This is a genomic window from Nocardioides eburneiflavus, from assembly GCF_004785795.1.
Classification (GTDB): Bacteria; Actinomycetota; Actinomycetes; order Propionibacteriales; family Nocardioidaceae; genus Nocardioides; species Nocardioides eburneiflavus.
Genome location: NZ_SRRO01000001.1, coordinates 4436538 through 4456270, shown reverse-complemented (window position 1 = coordinate 4456270; position 19733 = coordinate 4436538). Strand labels below are relative to the sequence as shown.

Annotated in this window: 21 protein-coding genes and 1 pseudogene; 12 read left to right on the top strand and 10 right to left on the bottom strand. The window is 74.2% G+C overall.

Annotated elements, in window-relative coordinates; genetic code table 11:
* Positions 1-52 precede the first annotated feature (52 nt).
* A complete protein-coding gene (locus EXE59_RS20940) occupies positions 53-388 on the top strand; it encodes a hypothetical protein (protein ID WP_135840629.1) in 336 nt (111 codons plus the stop codon).
* Entirely contained in the window at positions 385-1386 is a 1002-nt protein-coding gene (locus tag EXE59_RS20935; RefSeq protein WP_135840628.1) for a threonine aldolase family protein, read from the top strand. Before EXE59_RS20940 ends, EXE59_RS20935 begins: the two co-directional genes overlap by 4 nt.
* On the opposite strand, the gene EXE59_RS20930 is transcribed toward EXE59_RS20935, so the two are convergent.
* From EXE59_RS20930 to EXE59_RS20910, 6 genes and pseudogenes are all read right to left on the bottom strand, one after another.
* Entirely contained in the window at positions 1364-2440 is a 1077-nt protein-coding gene (locus EXE59_RS20930) for an NADase-type glycan-binding domain-containing protein (RefSeq protein WP_135840627.1), read from the bottom strand. The two genes, EXE59_RS20935 and EXE59_RS20930, sit on opposite strands and share 23 nt — an antisense overlap.
* Positions 2441-2499: 59 nt before the next feature.
* Positions 2500-3399, bottom strand: a complete 900-nt coding sequence (locus EXE59_RS20925; protein WP_246056958.1) for a DMT family transporter — start codon at positions 3397-3399, stop codon at positions 2500-2502.
* 17 nt (positions 3400-3416) lie between these two features.
* Positions 3417-4394 carry a PASTA domain-containing protein gene (locus tag EXE59_RS25190; protein WP_425464545.1) on the bottom strand — a complete coding sequence of 326 codons (978 nt, stop codon included), beginning with the start codon at positions 4392-4394 and terminating at the stop codon, positions 3417-3419.
* A 279-nt stretch (positions 4395-4673) separates the two neighbouring features.
* Positions 4674-5555: pseudogene (locus tag EXE59_RS25185) on the bottom strand (protein kinase domain-containing protein); the annotation flags it as partial.
* Positions 5556-5716: 161 nt separating this feature from the next.
* Positions 5717-6511, bottom strand: coding sequence for a lytic transglycosylase domain-containing protein (locus tag EXE59_RS20915; protein ID WP_168218624.1), 795 nt, complete (start codon positions 6509-6511; stop codon positions 5717-5719).
* A 185-nt stretch (positions 6512-6696) separates the two neighbouring features.
* Positions 6697-7497, bottom strand: a complete 801-nt coding sequence (locus EXE59_RS20910; protein WP_168218623.1) for a glycoside hydrolase family 16 protein — start codon at positions 7495-7497, stop codon at positions 6697-6699.
* A 92-nt stretch (positions 7498-7589) separates the two neighbouring features.
* Here EXE59_RS20910 and EXE59_RS20905 point away from each other — a divergent pair, with 92 nt between their 5' ends.
* The 4 genes from EXE59_RS20905 (at position 7590) to EXE59_RS23970 (ending at position 9205) form a co-directional block, all read left to right on the top strand.
* Positions 7590-7961 (top strand): Rv2175c family DNA-binding protein, encoded by a 372-nt coding sequence (locus EXE59_RS20905; RefSeq protein ID WP_135840624.1) that lies wholly within the window; start codon positions 7590-7592, stop codon positions 7959-7961.
* Complete coding sequence (locus EXE59_RS20900; protein WP_135840623.1) at positions 7961-8533, top strand: guanyl-specific ribonuclease; 573 nt, start codon at positions 7961-7963, stop codon at positions 8531-8533. Before EXE59_RS20905 ends, EXE59_RS20900 begins: the two co-directional genes overlap by 1 nt.
* Positions 8534-8594: 61 nt before the next feature.
* Positions 8595-9029: a barstar family protein gene (locus tag EXE59_RS20895; RefSeq protein ID WP_135840622.1), complete on the top strand. Its 435-nt coding sequence runs from the start codon at positions 8595-8597 to the stop codon at positions 9027-9029.
* Between the two features lie 38 nt (positions 9030-9067).
* Complete coding sequence (locus EXE59_RS23970; protein ID WP_168218622.1) at positions 9068-9205, top strand: hypothetical protein; 138 nt, start codon at positions 9068-9070, stop codon at positions 9203-9205.
* 117 nt (positions 9206-9322) lie between these two features.
* Here the strand turns inward: EXE59_RS23970 and EXE59_RS20890 are convergent, their stop codons facing one another.
* The gene (locus tag EXE59_RS20890; protein ID WP_246056956.1) at positions 9323-10387 is read right to left on the bottom strand and encodes a polyprenyl synthetase family protein; all 1065 of its coding nucleotides are present in this window, start codon (positions 10385-10387) and stop codon (positions 9323-9325) included.
* A gap of 63 nt (positions 10388-10450) precedes the next feature.
* Between EXE59_RS20890 and metF the strand changes: the two genes are divergently transcribed.
* Entirely contained in the window at positions 10451-11353 is a 903-nt protein-coding gene (gene metF / locus EXE59_RS20885) for a methylenetetrahydrofolate reductase [NAD(P)H] (RefSeq protein WP_210429086.1), read from the top strand.
* 49 nt (positions 11354-11402) lie between these two features.
* Positions 11403-12005: an SIMPL domain-containing protein gene (locus EXE59_RS20880; RefSeq protein ID WP_135840620.1), complete on the top strand. Its 603-nt coding sequence runs from the start codon at positions 11403-11405 to the stop codon at positions 12003-12005.
* Here the strand turns inward: EXE59_RS20880 and EXE59_RS20875 are convergent.
* Genes EXE59_RS20875 through EXE59_RS20865 form a run of 3 tightly spaced genes read right to left on the bottom strand, consistent with a single transcriptional unit; the run spans position 11999 to position 14421 of the window.
* The gene (locus EXE59_RS20875) at positions 11999-13315 is read right to left on the bottom strand and encodes a phytoene desaturase family protein (protein ID WP_135840619.1); all 1317 of its coding nucleotides are present in this window, start codon (positions 13313-13315) and stop codon (positions 11999-12001) included. The genes EXE59_RS20880 and EXE59_RS20875 overlap by 7 nt on opposite strands.
* A gap of 30 nt (positions 13316-13345) precedes the next feature.
* Positions 13346-13936, bottom strand: a complete 591-nt coding sequence (locus tag EXE59_RS20870) for a DUF4126 domain-containing protein (protein ID WP_135840618.1) — start codon at positions 13934-13936, stop codon at positions 13346-13348.
* 11 nt (positions 13937-13947) lie between these two features.
* Positions 13948-14421 (bottom strand): YbaK/EbsC family protein, encoded by a 474-nt coding sequence (locus EXE59_RS20865; protein ID WP_135840617.1) that lies wholly within the window; start codon positions 14419-14421, stop codon positions 13948-13950.
* 47 nt (positions 14422-14468) lie between these two features.
* Here EXE59_RS20865 and EXE59_RS20860 point away from each other — a divergent pair, with 47 nt between their 5' ends.
* From EXE59_RS20860 to EXE59_RS20845, 4 genes are all read left to right on the top strand, one after another.
* Entirely contained in the window at positions 14469-14936 is a 468-nt protein-coding gene (locus EXE59_RS20860; protein WP_135840616.1) for a hypothetical protein, read from the top strand.
* 191 nt (positions 14937-15127) lie between these two features.
* On the top strand, positions 15128-15460 hold the full coding sequence (locus EXE59_RS20855; protein ID WP_135840615.1) for a DUF6504 family protein: 333 nt from the start codon (positions 15128-15130) through the stop codon (positions 15458-15460).
* Positions 15461-15470: 10 nt separating this feature from the next.
* Complete coding sequence (locus tag EXE59_RS20850) at positions 15471-15872, top strand: SAV_6107 family HEPN domain-containing protein (protein WP_135840614.1); 402 nt, start codon at positions 15471-15473, stop codon at positions 15870-15872.
* A 9-nt stretch (positions 15873-15881) separates the two neighbouring features.
* The gene (locus EXE59_RS20845) at positions 15882-19730 is read left to right on the top strand and encodes a DNA polymerase III subunit alpha (protein WP_135840613.1); all 3849 of its coding nucleotides are present in this window, start codon (positions 15882-15884) and stop codon (positions 19728-19730) included.
* Positions 19731-19733: the final 3 nt, after the last annotated feature.

Genomic DNA, 19733 nt, shown 5'->3' with positions numbered 1-19733 from the left:
CGTACGCGCCCTGGCTGCGTCGGCGGCCCTGGCTCGCACGCCGGGCACGGGTGTGGTCGAGCGGACCAACGTCCGCTCGACGTACGTCATGGCGTGCGTCAGGCGTCCACGGCGTACGTCCAGCCGCTGGCCGGGGGCCACGGCGCGGGTCGAGCGGACCAACGTCCGCTCGACGTACGGCATGCCGTACGTCAGGCGTCCACGGCGTACGTCCAGTCGCTGGCCGGGCGCCACGGCGCGGGTCGAGCGGACCAACGTCCGCTCGACGTACGGCATGCCGTACGTCAGGCGTCCACGGCGTACGTCCAGTCGTGCCGACGACGCGCTGGGACGTGGCTCCACCACCGCTCGCCGGACCGCGAGCGCACGTGATGGGATGACGCCGTGATCGACCTGCGCTCCGACACCCTGACCCGCCCGACGCCCGGGATGCGCGAGGCGATGGCGCGCGCGGAGGTGGGCGACGACGTCTACGGCGAGGACCCCACGACCGCCGCGCTGCAGGAGCGGGTCGCGGAGCTGTTCGGCCACGAGGCGGCGCTGTTCACCCCGACCGGGTCGATGGCCAACGTGCTGGCCGTGGCGAGCGTGGTGTCCCCGGGCGAGGAGGTGCTCTGCGAGTCCTCCGCCCACATCGCCCGCGCGGAGCTCGGCGCCCACGGTGCGATCAGCGGCATCACGATGCGCACGTGGACGCAGCCCCGCGGCCAGGTCGACCTCGCCGCCATCGAGTCGATGCACGCCCCCGACATGGGTCCGTTCTTCGTGCGGACCGCGGCGGTGTCGGTGGAGAACACGCACAACTTCGCCGGCGGCGCGGTGCTCCCGGTCGACGACCTGCGCGCACTGCGTGCGTGGGCCGACCGGAGCGGCACGCGGGTCCACCTCGACGGCGCCCGGCTCTGGAACGCACACGTCGCCACGGGCACCCCGCTCGTCGAGTACGGCCGGGTCGCCGACGTGCTCGCCGTGTGCCTGTCGAAGGGGCTCGGCGCCCCGATCGGGTCGCTGCTGGTCGGCTCGACCGACGCGGTCGCGGAGGCACGCGTACGCCGCAAGCGCCTCGGCGGCGGGATGCGGCAGGTCGGCGTACTCGCGGCGGCAGGGGCGTACGCCCTCGACCACCACGTCGAGCGGCTGGCCGACGACCACGCCCACGCCCGGCTGCTCGGCGAGGCGCTCGGCCTGGACCCGGACACGGTCGAGACCAACATCGTGGTGGTCGACCGACCCGACGCGGCGTCGTTCGTGGAGCGGGCGGCGGAGGAGGGGGTGCGGATCGCGGCCGTCGGCCCGCGCGCCGTACGCCTGGTCACCCACCTCGACGTCACCCCGGCCGACGCCGAGCGCGCGGCCGTGGTGCTCAGCCGGCTCGCTGGCCGATGATCGAGACCTCGCTGATCGCGGTGTAGTCGCGCCCCAGGCTGCCGCTCCCCGGAGGGGTCACGGCGTTGATGGTGATGGAGAGCGTCCTCGTCGCCACCGGCGGCACCTTCATCATCTGCAGCCCGGGGCGCTCGGCGAAGGTCTGCTCGATCGCGGAGCCGTCGGCGAACTGCCACGTCGCGGTGAGGATGCGCCGGTTGTTGGGGTACCACGCCACGCCGGCGACGTTCTTGGCATAGCCGTTGACGATCCCGAGGCGGTGGATCACGGCGGTCTCGGGCAGGGTCATCGTGATCTTCTGCCCGGTGGCGTCGCCGGCGATGCGCCACGCGGTGCTCGGGTCGCCGTCGCCCATCTGGCCGGCCTCGTAGGCGACCAGGCTGCCGTCGAAGTCCTGCGTCGGCGGGGCGGTGCCCGGCACGTCGAAGGTGACCGTGCCGGCCAGCTCGCGGCGCTTGCCCACGCCCTCCGGCGGCTGCGCCTCGTCCTGCCCCGCTGCGGCCTCCTCGTTCGCTCCCGCCTCCTGCGAGGACTCCGTCGAGGCCGTGCCGTCCACCGCGGCGGTGGCGTCGACCGCGGTGTCGTCGGACTCGAGGACCTCCAGCAGCACGAGGACCAGTGCCACGAGCAGCGCGGCGCCGGCGATCCAGTACAACCAGGCGTGGCCCCGGACAGCCGGGAGGTCGACCTCGTCGACCTCCTCGTAGGGCAGCAGCTCGTCGCGCGGGTCCCACTCGGGTCGGGTACGGGCGGGGGCGGGGGCCGGCGGCTCGGCCCGGCGCGCGGCCGGGGGGCGGACCGTGGGCTGGGTCGGGGAGTGGAGCGGCGGCTGGGTCGAGCCCTCGACCGGAACCTCGGGCGGGCTCGTCGGCGCGACCGGCGTCGGGTCGGCTGCCTGGACAGGCGGAGCGATCGGCTGCTGCTCGACCGGAACGGGTGCGGGGGCGAGGCGCGGGCGCGCCGGCGCAGGCGCGGGCGCCCCGATCGGGTGTCCGCAGTTGAGGCAGAACCGGCCCACGCCGAGCTCGGCCCCGCACGACACGCAGCTGTCCACGCGCCCCACGATAGGGGGACGCGTCCACCGGGACCCGGTGAAATCACGATCGGGGCGCGTCACACGGCGATGTGCGGGACCTCTCCCTCGACGACCCGGCGCGGGGCGAGCTCGACGGCCAGCATCGCGACGAGCACCATGCCACCGCCCAGGAGGAGCCGCGTGGTGAGGTCCTCGCCGCCGAGCCAGACCGCGAAGAAGGAGGCGAAGACCGGCTCCATGCTCATGATGATCGCGCTGCGCGTCGGTGCCAGGTGGGCCTGTGCCCACGTCTGGCCGAGGAGTCCTGCGGCGCCGACGACCACGGCCATGTAGGCCACCGACAGCCAGTCGCCCGACCGGTCCGGCAGCACGATCCCGTCGTGCACGGTCGCCAGCGTGCACACGACGGCGATCACCATGATCTGCAGGATCGTCATGCCGACCGCGTCCTGCGCGCTGGACCAGGCGCCGAGCCCGACGATGTGCAGGGCGTACAGGACGGCCGAGGCCAGGGTGATGAGCTCGCCGTAGCCGATGCTGAACCCGTTGAGGGCCAGCACGCCCAGCCCGACGGTGGCGAGCGCGACGGCCGCCCACGTGATCGGCGGGATCCGGGTACGCAGGATCGCCGCCGCGAGCAGCGGCGTGCACACGACGTACAGGCCGGTGACGAAGCCGCTGATGCTGGCGGGCGTGTGCGCCAGGCCAGCGGTCTGGAGGATCTGGGCCAGGCCGTAGAGGAGCCCGAGGACCACCGCGTGGCGGCGGACGACGGGGGAGAGCCGGCCGAGGGCCTTCGGCGCGACGACCACCAGCACCAGCGAGGCGATCGTGAACCGTACGGCGAGGAAGTCGAGCGTCGGGACCCGGTCGAGGAGGTCCTTGATCATGAAGAACGTCGACCCCCAGCTCGCGGCCAGCGCGAGCAGCACCAGCGCGGCCAGCAGGGTCGTACGGCGGGTCTGCTGGGCGTGCACGGAGGAACGCTAGGGCCTCACACGAGGAACAACGTGATCGTGGAGCCCTTCGGGACCTGCTCGCCCTGCTCGGGGTCGCTGCTCGAGACGAACCCGAGGCCGAGATAGGTGTCGGACTGCTCGGTCTCGACCTGGAACCCGAGTCCCTCGAGCAGCTCGGTGGCCGCCTCGACGCCCATCGCCCGCACCCGTGGCACCTCGACGAGCTCCGGTCCGAGGGAGACCACGAAGGACACGGTGTCGCCGCGGAAGAGGGTGCCCGAGGTGGGGTCCTGCGAGATGACGTCACCCTCGGCGACGGTGTCGCTGAACTGCTCGTCGGTGACGCTCACCTGCAGGCGGCGCTTCTCCAGCGCCGCCCGGGCGTCCTCGAACGACTGGCCGGTGAAGTCCTTCACCTCGATCGGCTTGCGGCCGCGGCTCAGCACCAGGTCGACCGTGGCGCCGGGCTTGAGCGTGGTGCCGACCTTCGGCGAGCTCCGGATGACCTGGCCCTCGGGCACCGTCTCGCTCCACCGCCCCGAGCTCTCGCCGAACGCGAGGTTGGTCGCGGCGAGCGCGTCCTGTGCCTGGTCCTCGGTCTGGCCGGCGAGGTCGGGCACGTCGTAGCGCTCCGGGCCGAGCGACAGCACGAGGGTCACGGTGCCGCCGTCGAGCACCCGCCCGCCAGGTTCGGGGTCGGTCGCGATGACCAGGCCGGCGGCCACGTTCTCGGAGTAGGCGGGCTCGCCCACCTCGGCCTCCAGGCCCGCGTCCTCGAGCTCGTCGGTGGCGGCAACCTGGTCGAGGTTGAGGACGCCGGGGGTGGTCGTCCAGCGCTCCCAGCCGAACCACCAGGCCCCGGCGGCCACGCCGCCGAGGAGGAGGACGGAGAGCAGCAGCGCGACCGGGCCCTTCACGGACCGGCGGCGTGCGGTGGTGGTGACGGGCACCGCCCGTGTCGGCGCGCGTCCGGGCGGGCCCTGCCGTACGGGCGTGGCGGGCGTGCTGGTCATGGTCGTCGTGGGCGCGGCGGCCGCGACGGCTGGCGTAGCCCGCATCGGCTCGGTCGCAGGTCCGCCGGCCGGTGCGTCTGTCTGCACCGGGTGGCGCTCGAGCGCGGTGGTCCGGTCGGGGCTGCCGTCGTCGACCAGGCCGGAGTCGCGCGGGTCGACCTCGGTCAGCAGCGCCAGCGCGCTCGCGTCGAACGGCTCGGGCGTGGTGCGCTCCCCGGTGTCGTCGTCCGCGTCGCCCGAGCTGGTGGCGTCGGAGGGCGTACGCCGGGGGAGCAGGTCGGCGGCCAGGTCGGGGTCGGAGCGCAGCCCGTCGCGCAGCGCCTGCTCGACACGGTGGAGGTGGTGCAGCAGCACCGTCGCGTCGGCGGGCCGCTGGCCGCGGTCGCGCGAGGTCGACCGCGCGACGAGGGCGTCGACGTAGTCGGGGATGCCCGGCTGGAGGAGCGAGGGCATCGGCACGTCGTGGTGGACGTGGCGGTAGGCGACCTGGATGGGTGACTCGCCCTCGTGCGGCTTCTTGCCGGTGAGGAGCTCGTAGAGCACCACCCCGGCGGCGTAGACGTCGGCCCGGGCGTCGGAGCGGCCGTCGACCACGAGCTCGGGGGCGAGGTAGGACACGGTGCCGATCAGCACGCCGCCCGTCGCGGTGTGCTGGGTGTCGGCGCTGACCGCCTTGGCCAGGCCGAAGTCGGCGACCTTCACCCGACCCCCGTGCGCCTCGTCGGCGATGAGGACGTTCTCGGGCTTCACGTCGCGGTGGACCAGGCCCGCGCGGTGTGCGGCAGCGAGCGCGGAGACGACCGGCTCGAGCAGCGCCAGGGCGCGCCCGGGGGGCATGGGCGCCTCCTTGCGGACCACGTCGCGCAGGGTGTGACCGGGGACGTACTCCATGACGAGGAAGACGGTGTCGGTGCCGTCGGAGGCGTCGTCGCCCTGGTCGTAGACCCCCACGACGTGCGGGTGGTTGAGCCGGGCCGCCGCCCGCGCCTCGCGGACGAAGCGGTGGGCGAACTCCTGGTCGTCGCCGAGGCCCGGGTGCATCACCTTGACCGCCACGAGGCGGTCGAGGCGGGTGTCGGTGGCCTCGTACACACTGGCCATGCCACCGCGCGCCACCCGGGCGCCGATGCGGTAGCGACCGTCCAGCAGGCGTCCGACCATGGGGTCGCCAGCAGTGCCGGGCGCCGTCGCGCGGGCGTGCTCGGGTGGCTCCACTGATCGACCTCCAGCGCCGGACCGCGGTGGGGCGGGGAAGGATCCGGCCGCCCCATCGTACGGAAGTGCTGCCCGACGCCCCGCTCAGGCACGGCTCCGGCGTGGCGTCACGCCGGCGGCCGGCCCGCCTCCAGCCGCCGCTTGATGGCCTCGACGTTGGAGACGTACGTCCGGGTCTCCCCGTAGAGCCCGTGCCGGCGGACCGCACCGAGGCCTTGGTAGTAGGCGCCGATCTTGTGCGCTCGGCGCTGCGTGTGGCGTGAGAGGACGCGGAGCAGCAGGACGCCGGCCTTGGCGTTGTCGCCGGTCCGACGCAGGTCGAGGTCGCGGCCGGCGTAGTGCTCCATCCAGCGCCCGGTCGAGGGAAGCACCTGCATGGCGCCGATGGCGTCGGCGCTCGACACCACGTCCATCTGCCAGCCGGACTCCTGCCAGGCGACGGCGAGGGCGAGCTGCGGGTCGACGCCGTGGTTGCGCGCGGCGCCGGCGATCACGCGGCGCACCTTCTCGCGGTCCCGATCGGGGTGCTGCCACATCCTCGTGCGGGTCGGCTGGGCCGGCGTCCCGCGCCTGCGCACCACCGGGATCTCGATCCGCTGGCCCACCCGCAACGCCCCGTCCCGGCCGAGGTGGTTGTGGGACACGATCTCCGCGGTCCAGGCGCCGAAGCGCACGGCGAGGCCGGACGCGGTGTCGCCCCGCTCCACGACGTACGGCACGAGCGTGCGGCCGGACGGCAGGCGCTGGTGGTCGGCGTGCGCGGGAGCGGCGTGGCCGGCCGCCACGGTGACCGCGAGGACCAGTCCGACCGCGAGGCCCACGCCACGGCGGAGGCGGTCGAGTGGTCCGCGGGCTGGTCGGGCGGCTGGTCGGGCGGCTGGTCGGGCATGGGGTCGGGTCACGGGCGTGCTCCTCGTCCCGTCCGCTGCGCCCGGGGGCCGAGGTCCACCGAGGGGGAAGCGCGCGAACGAGCGTTCGACGCTACCGACCTGCATACGACGACGCGAGGCGACGGCCGGGTCGGGCGTGTCGCGCGACCCGGCCGCCGCCTCTCTGCCAGGAAGGAGCCGGGCAGGTGTGAGGTGCCTCAGCAGGCGCCGTTGAAGGTGCTGAGCTCGAGCTGGGGCGCCTTGATGGACTTCTCGTTGGGGGCGCGCATCGTCCAGTAGCGCATCCAGTCCATCTGCATCCGGGCCGGGTCCATCTTCTGGCCCCCCTTGGCGCGCAGCTCGAACTTGAGCTGACGGGTGACGGGGTCGAGGGCCTCGGCGCGGCGCTCGGTGTTGATGACGTGCCCGTCGACGAACCACGAGACGTGGTCCTCGGCGACCTCGACGCCGTAGGTGTGCCACCGGTCGTTGCGCAGGTGGCGGCCCAGGAACCCGCGGTAGGAGTTGTTCGGCAGCGTGTGGACGTAGGACTTCACCGTGTTGGTGCCGAGGGTGAAGTTCTCGATGCCGATGTCACGGCCGCCGCAGTGCTGGTCGCGGGTGCCGCCGGGGACGAGCTCGGTGACGACCTTGAAGGGCTTGCCGCCCTTGACCTTCGACATGGTGCGGGCCCGCATCCGGATCTCCCAGCGACCATAGGTGTGGCCCTTGAGGTCGAGGGTGGCCGACACGCTGCCGCGCTGGGTGCTCATCAGCGTCAGCATGCCGTTCTGGGTGCGGACGACGCCGCGGCCCTTCTTCTTCCAGAACGCCGGCTTGGGGCCGATGAACTCCTGGCGGAACACGCCGTGCTGGTACCAGCCGAACGTGTTGCCGGCGTGGACCGGGCCGGGGGCGCCGTCGTAGTGGTCGGCCGCCGCAGGGGAGACCGACGTGGAGAGGGTGATCGCCAGCAGGCCGGCGAGGGCAGCGGCGAGTGCGGATCTCAGGGGGTGCATCCGCGACACGCTACGGAACGCCCAGCGGGGTCGACAACTTCGGCGGCCGGCACGACTTAGCGAGGGGCGGGGCGCTCTCATAGGCTGCGGGCATGAGTGACACGCCCCTCGCCGACCGTGACCTGGCCGCCCTCGTCCCGGAGTGGCTCGACTGGAGCCAGGTCGCCGGGCTGCTCGGCGTCACGCCCGGCAAGGTCCGCACCATGATCCGCGAGCACGAGCTCGCCGCCGCGGTCCCCGTGCCGGGTGCGGGCCCGAAGGTCCCGGCGGACTTCATCCAGGACGGGCTGGTGGTCAAGGGCCTGCCCGGTCTGCTCACGCTCCTCCACGACCATCGCTTCGACGACCGCGAGTGCATCGCGTGGCTGTTCACCGACGACGACCTCCCCGGCCGCCCGATCGACGCGCTGCGCGAGAACCGCGGCAGCGAGGTCAAGCGCCGCGCCCAGGTGCTGGAGTACTGATGGCCGCCTCGCCCGGGCGCCGGCGCTACCGGGCGTTCCTGCTGCTCGTCGCGGCGGCCGCGCTGGTCGTGTGGTTCTTCACCCCGGCCGACCAGGACGGCCCGCCCGCGAGCAGCGGCGACACGTCCTCGTCCGGGTCCCGGTCCGAGTCGCCGTCCGAGTCGCCGTCCGAGTCCCCGTCGTCGTCCCCCACGCACCGGCTGACCGAGACCAACACCCCGAGCACCGAACCGACCACGTTCCCCTCCGCGCCACCCGCGAGCGAGGGCACCGACCCCGCCAGCGGCCTCCCGGTCGTACGGCTCGCGGACCTGCCGCCCGAGGCGGCCCGCACCGTCGAGCTGATCGACGCCGGCGGTCCCTTCCCGGAGCCCGAGCACGACGGCGGCACCTTCGGCAACCGCGAGGAGCTGCTGCCCGACCAGCCGTACGGCTACTACCGCGAGTACACGGTCCCCACGCCGGGCGCCGAGACCCGCGGCGCCCGCCGGATCGTCGCCGGACGGGGCGGGGAGCTCTACTGGACGGCCGACCACTACAGCTCCTTCTCCCTCATCCGGAGGCAGCCATGAACACCTCACGACGTCCTTCTCCTCCGCTGCGCTCGCCCGAACGACGCCGAGGGGACCCCGAATGAGCGGACTCGCCGCCGTCCTCGCCGGGCGCGAGGCACCCGGCATCCACCTGTGGCACGGCGCCTTCGACGTCGCCGACGTACGCCACTCCGTCGAGCACGCGGGATGGGGCTTCGGGCACGTCGACGGCTGGACGGGCGCGGACAGCAAGGCCGCGTTCCTCGCCGCGCTCGGCGAGGCTTTGGACTTCCCGGACCACTACGGGCAGAACTTCGACGCGCTGGCCGACTGCCTGCACGACATCGGCGCCGGGCGGGACGGGGTCGTCCTGCTCTGGGACGGCTGGGCCACCCTCGCGCGGGCCGACGAGAAGGCCTTCAGCATCGCGCTCACCGTGCTCGGCTCCCGCGTCAACGCCGACCGCGGGGTGCCGTTCTCGGTGCTGCTGCGCGGAGACGGCCCGCCCGTGCCGGGCATCACCAGCCTCGACTAGCTGCGGTGCCTTCTGGCGCCTCCGCTTCGCTTCGGCGCGTGTCCGCGTCGCTGCAGGACGGCACCTTCGTCGTCGTTGCTGCGACCTTCCCCCGCTTCGCTCCTCCGGCCGCAGCCCTGCTCCTGCACGGTGCCGTCGCGACGCGGACGGGCCGGGGCGAGGTGGGGGTGGGGTAGTCCAGTGGCCTGTGGTCGTGATTCAGGCCGCGCAGCAGCCACTTCCCACTGGACTACCGCACGCAGCAGCCACTTCCCACTGGACTACCGCACGCGGTCGCGCGGCCGGCGGGCCCATCACACGCTCCGCTGGGTCGCGGCGGCGGCCAGCTCCGTCAGCACCTCGCGCGCGCGGTCGTCGACGTCGGCGGCCCGCAGCGCCTCGACGGCGTGGTCGGCGAGCTGGGTGATGACGGCCTCGACCTGCGCGCGAGCGCCCGAGCCGTCGATGATGCCGCGCAGCTCGTCGACGTCGGCCGAGGACAGGGGAGTGCCCAGGGCGGCGTCGAGCCGCTGGGCGGCCGCCTGTGGGGCTGCGTCGAGCGCGAGCGCGACGAGGACCGTGCGCTTGCCCTCGACGAGGTCGTCGCCGGCCGGCTTCCCCGTCTCGGCCGGGTCGCCGAAGACGCCGAGCAGGTCGTCGCGCAGCTGGAAGGCCTCGCCGAGCGGCAGCCCGAACCGGGTCAGCTGCTCGATCTGCTGCGTCGTGGCGCCGGCCAGGCCGGCGCCGATGTGGAGCGGGCGCTCGATGGAGTACTTGGCCGACTTGTAGCGCAGCACCGTCATGGCGGTGTCGACGTCGGCCCGCCCGCGCGCCTGCACGGACACGTCGAGGAACTGCCCGGCGATCACCTCGTTGCGGCACTGCTCGAAGAGGGCGAGCCCGGGCGCCACCTCGTCGGCGGGGAAGCCGCTGCGCCGCAGCATGTCCTCGGCCCAGCCGAGCAGCAGGTCGCCGAGCAGGATCGCGGCGGCGGCGCCGTACTGCCCCGGGTCGCCGCGCCAGCCGGCGGCGCGGTGCTCGGCCTCGAACGCCCGGTGCGTCGCGGGGCGGCCGCGGCGGGTGTCGGAGGCGTCCATGTAGTCGTCGTGGACCAGGGCGCTCGCGTGGAGCACCTCGAGCGACGCGCAGGCCCGGGCCAGCGCCAGCTCGTCCGGCACGTCGGGCCGGATCGCCCGGTGCCCCCAGTGGCAGAACGCCGCGCGGAACCGCTTGCCGCCGCGCACCGCCGTACGGGCCTCCGCGATCAGCCGGCCGGCGTCGGGGCCGAGCGGGGCCAGCTCCGCCTCGCGGTCGTCGAGGAACGCGTCGAGCACCCCCTGGACCTGGTCACGGAAGGCTGTGGGGTCCCAGGTCGTCACCAATCCAGCCTAAACAGTGGGACGGGAGCACCGTCGGCCGCGGTCGTCCGTAGGCTGTTGCGCATGACGCACGGATGGGACGGCGGCCGGGGGCTGAGCATGCGCGAGCGCCTCGACAGCGGCGAGCGCTCCTTCTCGTTCGAGTTCTTCCCGCCCAAGGACGCCGCGGGCGAGGAGCAGCTCTGGCAGGCGATCACCGAGCTCGAGCCCTACGGCCCGACGTTCGTGTCGGTGACCTACGGCGCCGGCGGCACGACCCGCGACCGCACCGTCGCCATCACCGCGCGGATCGCCCGCGAGACCAGCATGCTGCCGGTGGCGCACCTCACCTGCGTCGGCCACACGACCGACGAGCTGATCGCCATCCTCCGCGACCTGGGCGAGGCCGGCGTACGCCACGTGATGGCGCTGCGCGGGGACCCGCCGGGCGGGCCGGGGTCGCCCTGGACCCCCACCGACGGCGGCCTCACCTACGCCAACGAGCTGGTCGCGCTGATCCGCGAGCGCACCGACCTGCGCATCGGTGTCGCCGCGTTCCCCGAGGGGCACGTCGAGGCGACCGACCTCGACCACGACGCGCGCGTGCTCCGGGCGAAGTACGACGCCGGTGCCGAGTTCGCCGTGACCGACATGGTGCTGCGAGCCTCCGACTACGTCGGCCTGGTGGAGCGGGCCGCGGCCGCCGGGGCCGACCTGCCGATCATCCCCGGCATCATGCCGATCCTGAACCTGCGCTCGATGGAGCGGATGGCCGAGCTGTCCCGCCGCCAGCTGCCCGCCGAGGTCGTCGCGCGCCTCACGCCGTACGCCGACGACCCGCAGCGGCTGCGGGCCGAGGGCATCGCCATCGCGACCGAGCTCTGCGAGGCGCTGCTCGACGCGGGCGCGCCCGGGCTGCACTTCTACACGCTCAACCGGTCCAAGGCGACGCGGGAGATCTTCGGCAACCTGCGCATCACCGTCTGAGCGCACCGGAGCCTGTCCGGGCCGCGAGGTCGCCACTACCGTGAGCGGCATGTTCACCGTCACGGTCACCGGGACCGGCACCAGCAGGGTCGCCCCGGACAGCGCAGTCGTCCGCCTGGCGGCCGTCGCGCGGGGGAGCGGGGTCGCCGAGGCGTACGCGGCGATGACGTCGGCCGCCGCGTCGATCGCCGAGGTCGCCCGGCGCCACACCGAGGAACGGCGCATCGCCTCGACCGGCATCACGGTGTGGCCGTGGCACGACGGCACCGGCTACCAGCAGGGCTTCGAGGCCCGGCACTCCTATGCGATCGGGTGCGCCGACCTCGCCGGTGCCGGCACGATGCTCGCCGCGCTCGCGGCCGAGGTCGGTGACGGACTCGCGATCGACAGCGTCGGTCTGGAGGTCACCGAGGACCACGGCGCCGGCGACAAGGCGCGGGAGGCCGCGTTCCACGACGCCCGCGAGCGCGCCGCGCAGCTCGCGCGGATGGCGGGCGCCGGGCTGGGACCGGTGCAGAGCATCGTCGAGGGCGATGCCGGCAACGGCCCGTCGCCGATGCCGAGGATGGCGATGGCACGCGAATCCACCCTCGAAGCGGGGGAGACGACGGTGACCAGCTCGGTGACGGTCGTGTGGGAGCTGGCCTACTGACCCGCGCGGCCGACGACGTCGGCGACCAGCGCGGCGCTGAGCCCGGCGAACGGAAGCCCGGAGCCCGTGGTGGCGTGGGCACCTGCCGTGAGCACGCCCGTGATCGGCGTACGCGGGCCCAGACGCGTCCGTGCGGTGCGCGGGCCCTGCCACTGCACGCCGTGCGGTGAGCCGCCCCACGCCTCGACGAGGTCGCGCGGCGTCCGGTCGACCCGGGTGACGACCTGGCCGCGCACGTCGAGGCCGTGGCGCGCCAGCGCCGTCAGGACGTCCTCGGCGATCCGGCCGCGTGCCAGCACCGTCCAGGCCGCGCCGCCGTCGGGCGCCCGCCCGCCCGTACGGACGACGAGCAGCGGGTCGCCGTGCAGCGCCACCTCGTGGGGCAGGTCGGGCAGCTCCGCGCCCGCGCCGTCGAGGCCGACGTGGCACACGACCGGCGGGAAGGCGGGAACGGTGCGCCGGACGTACGCCGCCAGCACGGGCAGGCGGCGCGGGTCGATGGCGACCACCACGAGGTCGGCGTCGACCTCGCCCGCCGCGACCTGCACGGCTGCCACGCGGCCGTCGCGGACGACGAGGTCGGTGGCGCTGGTGCCGGTCAGGACGGTCACGCCCCGCAGGACGAGCCGATCGGCCATCGCGGTGCCGAGCGCCGCGAGGCCGCCGGGGACGGTCCAGGTGCCGAAGCGCTGCTCGAGGTAGGAGTCGACCCCGGCGAGGACCGGGGCGTCACGCAGGTCGTGGCCGTCCATGACGAGCCGGTGGCCGGCGACGAGGCGCAGCCGTTCGTCGCGGAGGGTCCGGCGCAGGCGCTTGTGCAGCGACTCGCGCCGGTCGAGCAGCGCGGTCAGCTCGCGCGGCGCGACGTCGGGGTCGTACGGGCGCTCGTACCACTCCTTGCGGAGCAGCTCCCACAGGTCGCCGTACGACGCCACGTGGTCGACCCACTGCTGACCGAGGCCGGGCGCCAGCGCGTCGAAGGCGTCGAGCTGCGCGGCGCGCGAGCCGCCGGGCAGCCGCAGGGACGTGCCGTCGGCGAAGCGGTGCTCGCGGACGAGGGGCAGGGACTGCAGGTCGACCTCGCGCTCCAGCGGGCGTCCGGACTTGCGGAAGAGGTCGCGGACGACTGCCGGCAGGAGCGTGCTGCTCGGCCCGGCGTCCCACGCGAAGCCGTCGTGCTCGACCGTCGACAGGGCGCCGCCGAGGTGGTCGGAGCGCTCCACCAGGGTGACCTCGTGGCCGAGCTTGGCCAGGCGCGCGGCCGCAGCCATGCCACCGAAGCCACCACCGACCACCACCACGCGAGCCACGGGGGAACACTAGAGCCCGACCGGTGGACCTCAGGCGACCTGGTGGAAGGGCTCCTCCTGCCTCCACCGGCGCCAGCCCCTGCGGACCAGGCGGGCGAGGAGGTGGACGACGACCAGTCCCAGCAGCAGCAGGACGCCGGCGACGGCCGCGGCAGCGCGGGGGTGCTCAATCGCGAACCACACCACGACCAGGACCGCGGCGTCCTCGGCGAGGCTGGCCGCGATGTTGGTCACCGGCTCGGGCGAGGTGTTGATCGCCAGCCGACTGCCGGCCTTGACCAGGTGGCTGAGCAGCGCGGTGCCGCCGCCCACGACTCCCAGCACGGCCTGGTCGAGGGAGGAGGCGTCCCCGGCGAGCAGGACGCCGATGACCGCGCCCGCCGTGGGGCGGACGGCGGTGGAGATCGCGTCCCAGGTCGAGTCGATGTAGGGGATCTTGTCGGCGATGAACTCCATCGCGTACATGAATCCGGCCGCGGCCAGCACGTCCCACCGGCCCAGCACGTCGGGGATCTCGGCGAACGACCCGACCCGGTCGGAGATGCCGAGCACCAGCACGACGAGGTAGGCGTTGATGCCGCTCGCCCACCCGCTCGAGAAGGTCAGCGCCAGTGCGTCCACGTGCTGTCCCCTCAGACGACCTCGACCTCGACGGCACCGGTCATCGCGACCAGCTCGTCGTAGGTCGTCGAGAACACCGCCGACGGGTGCCCGGCCGCGGCCCACACGACCTCGTGCTGCCGCAGCCACGGGTCGATCCACGTCGGGACGGGGGCGGGATGGTCGATGGGAGAGACCCCGCCGATCACCTGCCCGGTGTGGCGGCGCACGAAGTCGGGGTCGGCGCGCTCCAGGCGGCCCACGCCTATGCGCTCGGCGACCGTCGTGGTGTCCACGCGATGGGCCCCCGAGGTGAGGATGAGGACGGGTCCTCCGTCGCCGTCGAAGAGCAGGCTGTTGGCGATCGCGCCGACCTCGCAGCCCAGCGCCGCCGCGGCGAGTGCCGCAGTGTGGGCGCTGTCGGGCAGGATGACCACGTCACCGGTGCCGCCGCGCCGGACGAGGTCGCCTCGGAACGAGGTGATGGATGCGTGCTCGGTCGCCATGATCCGAGCCTAGCGACGAACGACGACGAGCCTCAGGGGAGTTTCAGATGGCGCGCGACCTGCCCGGATCCGTGGTCAACAGCATGCGAGTGCTCGGACTGATCGTGGCCACCGCCGGCGTGATCACGCTGCTGATCTGGTGGATGCGCGACGAGGTGATCCTCGGCTGGGCCGAGGGCAACCCGTCGGCGCAGGAGATCCTGGCCCAGGGCGGCATCGCGCAGCTGCGCGAGAGCCCCATCGTGCCGGGGTTCGTGGCGCTCGCCGTGGTGGCGTTCGTCGGTTTCGCCGTGCTCGCGCTGGTGCTCGGGTCGTTCTTCGTCGGCGGCCACGGGTGGACCCGCCCGGTGCTCGCCGCCACCGCCGGGGTCGGGGTCCTCGTCGGCGTCGTCTGCCTCGACTCGCACCTCCCGGTGATCTTCGTGGTGCTGTCGGCGCTGGTGATCCTCGAGGGCCTGGTGCTCTCGTTCTTCCTGTGGCGCCGGGAGACCACCGACTTCCTGCGCCGGGGCTGAGGCTCCGCCGTGGCGCCGGTCCTCCGCGCGTCCTCCACCACCTGACGACCGGCCCTTGACGGACTGTCGGTGGGGGGTAGTACCGTTCGCGGTGTTCGAACAGATGTTCGATGCGGCCCGGGTGGCGGTGACCTCGACCCCCACCGCTGCCCGGGTCGGCCGCGGGGTCGACGGATGTGCGAGGAGGCGCGATGAGGCAGTACGACGACCCCGTCGAGGTGCGACGGGGCGAGGCCGAGGACCCTGACCAGTTCCTGTGGCGGGGCAGGCTGTGGAAGGTGCGCACCGTGGTCGCGCACTGGGTGGAGACCGGTCCCTGGTGGCAGGGGGCGCACGACGACGTGCGGCACGCGGCCGCCGACCTCGTCGCCGAGCGTGAGCTCTGGCGGGTGGAGGCGGGCCGCGGGCCGGGCGCCAGGCGGAGCGCACGCACCGTCGCCGGTGACGAGGACACCTACGGCGTCTTCGACCTGTCCTTCGACTGGACCGATGGGCGCTGGCAGCTCGTCGGCTGCCTGGACTGAGGGGGCACCGATGGGTCCCCACATGCTGCCGGCCACCGCCCACTCCTACCTCGAGCGCTCCGCGACGTCCCTGCGCGACGCGATCACCGCTCGCGACGTGCCCACCCGCTACGCCTGCGCCCACGTGGCGGCCCTGTGCGCCGCGGCGGCCCTGCTGGCGGCGCGCGCCCGGCCCGCCCCGCGCGCGCGGCGGCAGAAGAACGCCTGGGTCCTGCTCGCCGAGGTCGCACCGGAGCTCTCGGAGTGGGCGACCTTCTTCGCCGCCGGTGCCGCCAAGCGGGCGGCCGCCGAGGCAGGGTCGACCCGAGCGGTGACGGAGCGCGAGGCGGACGACCTGGTCCGCGACGCCGACCGGTTCCTGGCGGTCGTCGAGCAGGCGCTGGGCCTGGTCCCGCACGCCAGCGTCGCCTGAGGGAGCGAGGTGTCGCGCGACCCCTTCGTCCACCTGCACGTCGCCTCCGGCTACTCCCTCCAGTACGGCGCGTCCCATCCGCACGTGCTGGTGGAGCGCGCCGCAGAGCACGGCATGGACACCCTCGCCCTCACCGACCGCAACGGCACCTACGGTGCGGTCAGGTTCGTCCGCGCGGCCCGCAGCGCCGGCATCAGGCCGGTGCTGGGGGTCGACCTCGCGGTCGCCCCGGTGTCGTCGGTGGTGCGGCCAGCCGGTCCGGTCCCCGCCCGCCGCGACACCAGACGTACGCCGACGCGCGGGGGCGCGTTCCGCGAGGCGCCGCCGGGGGCGGCCGACGGGCCGGGCAGTCCGCGGGTGACGTTCCTGGCCAACGGCCGGGCAGGGTGGGCGGCGCTGTGCCGGATGGTCTCCGCGGTCCACCTCGCGGGGGAGCGCGGCCGACCGGTCGCCACCCTCGACGTGCTCGCCCCGCACCTGGCCGGCGGTCACGTGGTCGCCCTGCTGGGGCCGTCCTCCGAGCTGGGCCTCGCCGCGACGCGCCGACGCGACGACCTGGGCCTGGCCGCGATCGCACCGTGGCTCGACCTGCTGCCCCGCGAGAACCTCGTCGTCGAGCTGGTCTCGCACCGCCTCGGCGGCCGCCGGGGCGACTGGGGTCCGGGCACCTCCCCCCACGCCGCCCGGATGTTCGGCGTCGCCCGCACGGCCGGCCTCACGACGGTGCTCACCAACGCCGTGCGCTACGCCGACCGCCTCGACGCGCCGACGATCGACGTGCTCGACGCCGCCCGGCGGCTGGTCCCGCTCGGCTCGGCCGGCCTGCGCGACGTCGGTCCGTCGGCCGCCCGTGGCAACGCCGAGGGCTTCCTCAAGTCCGGCAAGCAGATGGGCGAGGTCGCCGAGGAGGTCTGCCGGCTCGCCGGGCTCGGCGACGGCAGGGCCGGGGGCCGCCGACTGCTCGCCCGGACCCGCCTGGTCGCCGACCGCTGCGCGCTCGACCCGCGCCGCGACCTCGGGATCGGTGAGGTGCACTTCCCGGAGCTCGAGCTGACGGGCGGCGCCTCCCGCGAGCAGACCGCCGACGCGCTGCTGCGCCACCGGTGCGAGGCCGCGATCGGCGACCGCTACGGCAGCGCGCCCCGCCTGCGCATCTGGACGCGGCTCGACCAGGAGCTCCTGACCATCGCCACCCTCGGCTACGCCTCCTACTTCCTCGCGGTGGCCGACGTGACCGACCTGGTCGCCCGCATGGGCATCCGTCGTGCCGCCCGTGGGTCGGGAGCCGGCAGCATCGTCACCTACCTGCTCGGCATCTCCGGGGTCGACCCGTTGCGGCACGGGCTGCTGATGGAGCGGTTCCTCTCCCCGCTGCGCGCCTCCCTGCCCGACATCGACGTCGACGTCGAGTCCGCCCGGCGCGAGGAGGTCTACCGCGCGATCCTCGACCGCTACGGCGGCGAGCGGTGCGCCACCGTGTCGATGATGGACACCTACCGGGTCCGCCACGCGGTGCGCGACGTCGGCGCCGCGCTCGGCATGCCGCCCGGCGAGGTCGACGCGATCGCCAAGGCGTTCCCGCACGTCCGCGCCCGCGAGGCCCGGCGTGCGCTGCGCGACCTGCCCGAGCTGCGCGCGAGCGGGCTCGGCGACGGAGCGCTCGACCGGTTCTTCGGACTCGTCGAGCGCCTCGACGGCCTGCCGCGCCACATCGCCATGCATCCGTGCGGCGTCCTGCTCTCCGACGCCACGCTGCTCGACCGCACCCCGGTCGAGGCGTCCTGGGCCGGGTTCCCGATGAGCCAGTTCGACAAGGACGACGTGGAGGAGCTGGGCCTGCTCAAGCTCGACGTGCTCGGGATCCGGATGCAGTCGGCGATGGCCCACGCGGTCGCGGAGGTGGAGCGGGTCGACGGCGTGCGCATCGACCTCGACGACGAGCGGCAGGTGCCCTTCGACGACCCGGCGACCTTCGAGCTGATCAGCAGCGCCCGGACCCTCGGGGTCTTCCAGATCGAGTCGCCGGGCCAGCGCGAGCTCGTCGGCAAGTCCGGCATCGAGACCTTCGACGACATCGTCATCGACATCTCGCTGTTCCGCCCGGGCCCGGTGAAGAGCGACATGGTCACCCCCTACCTCGAGGCCAAGCAGGGCTGGTCGAGCGCCCGCTACCTCCACGACGACCTGCGACCGATCCTCGAGCAGACCCGCGGCGTGGTCGTGTTCCACGAGCAGGTGATCGAGATCGTCGCCCGGTTCGCCGGCGTCACCCTCGCCGAGGCCGACGAGAAGCGGCGGGCCCTCGGCGCCACCGAGGGGATGGCGGCGACGAGGGCCTGGTTCTTCCCCCGCGCCCTCGCCCGCGGCTACGACCTCGGGCTGGTCGAGCAGCTCTGGGCCGTGCTGGAGGCGTTCGCGTCGTTCGGCTTCTGCAAGGCCCATGCCGCGGCCTTCGCGCTCCCGACCTACCAGTCGGCCTGGCTCAAGACCCACTGGCCCGCCCACTTCCTGGCGGGCGTGCTGACGCACGACCCCGGCATGTACCCCAAGCGGCTCATCCTCGACGACGCCCGCCAGCTCGGTGTCGGGGTGCTCGGCCTCGACGTCAACTCCAGCGCGTCGTCCTACCTCGTCGAGGCGAGCCTGACCGGCGAAGGACACGCCATCCGGCTCTCGCTCGCCGACGTCAAGGGCATCGGCTCGGCCGAGGTGGCCCGCATCGTCGAGGCCCGGGACGGCGCGCCGTACGCCTCGCTGTCCGACTTCTTCCACCGCGCACGGGTCGCCCGGCCGATCCTGGAACGGCTGGTCCTCGCCGGCGGGTTCGACGGCGTCTACGGCATCGGTTCCGGCGAGCAGGCGGTGCACCGGCGCGGCCGGGTGACGCGCCGCGACCTGCTGCTGCAGGTCTCCGAGCTCGACCGCTACGCCCGCTCGGTCGACCGCGGCTCGCGGGCGCGGGGCCGCGGGCCGACCGCGCGGCGTACGCCGTCCGCCGAGTCCGCGAGCGGAGGGTCGGCCAGCGCCGCGGCCGCGCGCAACAGCTCGGACCCGACGCTGCGAGCGGGGTCCGCGTCCACCGAGCGTCACGCGCTCGCCGACGGGGGCGTGTGGGCGCGCGCAGCCGCGCAGTCACGTGCCGCCGGACCGGTGACCCCGGCCGACTCGGTGCAGCTCACCCTCCGTCTCGGCGACGAGCCGGGGGAGCCCGGGGAGCGGCCGAGCGGGCTGCCGGAGATGACCACGCTCGACCGGATGCGCGCCGAGCTGGAGATCCTCGGCCTCGACGTCAGCCAGCACGCCGTCGCGGCCTACGACCCGTTCCTCGACGCACTCGGGGTGACCCGCAGCCGCGACCTGCTGAGGCGTCGCAGCCGCGCCGACCTGCTGGTCGCCGGGGTGAAGGTCGCCACCCAGACCCCGCCGGTCAGGTCCGGGCGCCGGGTCGTCTTCCTCACCGTCGACGACGGCACCGGTCCGATCGACGCCACCTTCTTCGACGACGCCCAAGGCCCTCACGCCACCACGATCTTCTCCTCGTGGCTGTTGCTGGTGCGCGGCGAGCTGCGCCGCACCGGACGCCGAGGCGTCTCAGTCCGTGCCACGGGCGCATGGGACCTCCCGACCCTCCACGGGCTGTGGCTCGGCGCGCGGTCCGGCGAGGACGGGGCGGCGCTGGTGCGCGCCGAGCTGGCACGGCCACGCGACCCGAGCGGCGAGGACCCGGCCGGGCGCCGGGTGCTCGTCCACCCCAGCGGGTTCCGGGTCTCGCCCTACTCCGACACCAGGCCGGCCGGCGACCCCGCCAAGGACGTCGCGCGCCACCTCTGGCACCGCAGCCCGGGGAGTCCGGGATGACCA